This is a genomic window from Oleiphilus sp. HI0123, assembly GCF_001635315.1.
This window is the reverse complement of the sequence record NZ_LWGE01001480.1, coordinates 1-2594: the sequence shown is the minus strand read 5'-3', so window position 1 is coordinate 2594 and position 2594 is coordinate 1. Positions and strand designations below refer to the sequence as shown.

Below are 2594 nucleotides of genomic sequence, written 5' to 3'. Positions count from 1 at the left end.
TACCAGATTTAAAGAAAATCGTTATCGATGCGGGCGAGGCTATTCTCGAAGTTTATAACTCCGATTCGCCAATCGAAGTTGAGAACAAGGCCGATGACTCTCCGGTTACCAAAGCTGACCACGCCGCTCATATGGTGATAGACCAAGGCTTAACAAGCTTAGCTCTAAACTACCCTGTTCTTTCTGAAGAAGGTGGTATGCCTCAGTTTTCTGAGCGCTCTTCATGGCAGCGTTATTGGCTGGTTGACCCTTTAGACGGTACTAAAGAATTTATTAATAAAAATGGCGAGTTTACCGTCAATATTGCTTTGATCGAAGACGGTGAAGCTATTCTGGGGCTTGTCTACGTTCCTGTTACACAAACACTGTATTACGGATTAAAAGGGCAAGGAGCCTGGAAAGAAGAAAAAGGTGCTAAGACTGAGCTTAAGGTGAGCGCAGTCAATACTCAGGACACACTGGCTGTTGTTGGTAGCAGGCGCCACGGAGCTGAAGCCTTGGATGAACTTCTTAAGCATGTCGCTGAGGTATTTGACGATATTAATTTAGTCAGCATGGGTAGTTCACTGAAAATCTGTGCCATTGCGGAAGGAACGGCTCATTGGTATCCGCGCTTAGCGCTCACAAGCGAGTGGGATACTGCTGCTGCACACGCCGTACTCAATGCTGCGGGCGGTGAAATCCTCGATATCGATCTAAAACCTCTCACTTACAACCAGAAAGCAGATATTTTAAATCCATTCTTTCACGCCTTAGGCGATCAGAGCTTTGACTGGAAAGCGCTTATTCAAAAGGCATCAAACTAAACTAGTTTGAATAGAAATAAAAAAGGCTGGTATCACACCAGCCTTTTTTATTTGAAAGAAGAAGTGAAGCTTATTCTTCTTCCTGGGAAACTATCGCGCTGACTTTACGACCGGTCATTGTACAACCTAAGCAGCGGATAAACGCTGTATTAAAAGGCCCAGCCACCAGTTCATCGAAGGACTCCTCAACATTACCACCTAAGGCAGAAAATGGTGAAGAAACGATAAAGATTGCTGCACCTAAGATAGTTGTCGCAATCATTACGGGTCTTACAAACAAGGCGTCGCCGGTCATCGCAACGGCTGAAGGCGTTTCTTCAATCGTGTTTGACCAGCCCGTCGCGGGTAGCGCCAACACAAGGCTGAACATAATAACTTTTAGGGCTTTGGTAAATTGGCTGTACATGAACTTGTCTCCTTGGGTGCCTTTCACATAGTGTTCAGTATCTGGTGTTTGCTTGAATAGCCTAAGCTTACTGAACAAATGCCTGAAATCTGTCATTGATTTCAGTATAGACACAATATCTCCACTGTCGAATCGGGCGAATAGATTATTTTTGACACTGTGAACAGTACACCGTTGCACGATTACCTTGCCTGATTTCCTTTAGCGCTTGTCCACACTCGACACAGGCTTCACCCCCTCGGCCATACACATTCAGCTCTTGCTTAAAGTATCCTGGCTTTCCATCACTTCCCACAAAGTCTTTTAGAGTTGTACCTCCTTGTTTGATGGACTTACGCAAGACCTCTTTGATGGTATCTGCAAGCAAGTTATAGCGCTTTAAAGAGATTTGAGAGGCTGAGCGAATAGGAGAGATGCCCGCTTTGAACAAAGCTTCGTTTGCATAAATATTGCCAACACCAACAACGAGCTTACTATTCATCAGGAACTGTTTAACCGCTTGTTTTCTCTTTTTGGCAGCTTGATGAAGATACGCTCCGTCGAACTCCTCATTTAGAGGTTCAAGCCCCAAAGAAGCAATTAAAGGATGCGCTTGCCAATTGGAAGACCATAGTATGCTGCCAAACCTTCGCGGATCGTTAAAGCGCAGTATTTTTCCACAGGAAAGGTGGAATTCAACATGATCATGTTTTATCCGTGGCGTCCTCTCGTCGACTATACGCAAACTCCCAGACATACCTAAATGCAGCAGTATACTTCCGTCAGGGACACAGATGATTATATACTTACCTCGCCTGAGAACATCACTAACCGGCTGGTTTGTCATTTCATAGAGTTCATTAGAAACAGGCCAACGCAAAGCTTGCTGATAGATCTTGATAGATAAGATTTTATGCCCCTTGATATAAGGCTCAATGCCCCGGCGAGAGGTTTCTACTTCTGGCAATTCAGGCAAACTTGGCTCCTCATAGATAGAACAAATCACGCATTTTGATACAAAGGAAAGGCAAGTGTCCAATTCCCCTAAGCTTCACAATCCCAAATCTTCTTTAAGCGATGAGGATGAAATCCTGTACTTAGGTGTTGATGCCGGAGGCACTTTTACCGACTTTGTCTTGCTCACTGAACAAGAAGTGCGTATTCATAAAGTACTATCAACCCCTTCAAACCCTGCTCAAGCAATCTTGCAGGGAATAGAAGAACTAGGTTTAAACTCAGCTGTCGATAATAAACAGCTTTGTATTATTCATGGAAGTACGGTAGCTACCAATGCAGCGCTTGAACGAAAAGGTGCTCGTACCGTCTATATCACCAATAATGGTTTTGGCGATATCCTGAGCATCGGCCGCCAAGCTCGCAAAGAACTCTATAACCTCAATGCC

At 44.4% G+C, this 2594-nt stretch carries 4 protein-coding genes; 2 read left to right on the top strand and 2 right to left on the bottom strand.

Translation table 11 applies throughout. From position 1 onward, the window contains the following. Positions 1 to 806: 3'(2'),5'-bisphosphate nucleotidase CysQ (gene cysQ / locus A3761_RS19520; RefSeq protein WP_369808235.1), on the top strand; the 806-nt coding region annotated here is incomplete at its 5' end. Between the two features lie 70 nt (positions 807 to 876). Here cysQ and A3761_RS19515 read toward each other — a convergent pair. Next, the gene (locus A3761_RS19515) at positions 877 to 1326 is read right to left on the bottom strand and encodes a hypothetical protein (RefSeq protein ID WP_231875638.1); all 450 of its coding nucleotides are present in this window, start codon (positions 1324 to 1326) and stop codon (positions 877 to 879) included. Positions 1327 to 1357: 31 nt separating this feature from the next. Continuing rightward, complete coding sequence (gene mutM, locus A3761_RS19510; RefSeq protein WP_068508774.1) at positions 1358 to 2167, bottom strand: bifunctional DNA-formamidopyrimidine glycosylase/DNA-(apurinic or apyrimidinic site) lyase; 810 nt, start codon at positions 2165 to 2167, stop codon at positions 1358 to 1360. Between the two features lie 55 nt (positions 2168 to 2222). Between mutM and A3761_RS19505 the strand changes: the two genes are divergently transcribed. Continuing rightward, positions 2223 to 2594, top strand: a 372-nt coding sequence (locus tag A3761_RS19505; RefSeq protein WP_304439628.1) for a hydantoinase/oxoprolinase N-terminal domain-containing protein, incomplete at its 3' end; no start/stop codon positions are given.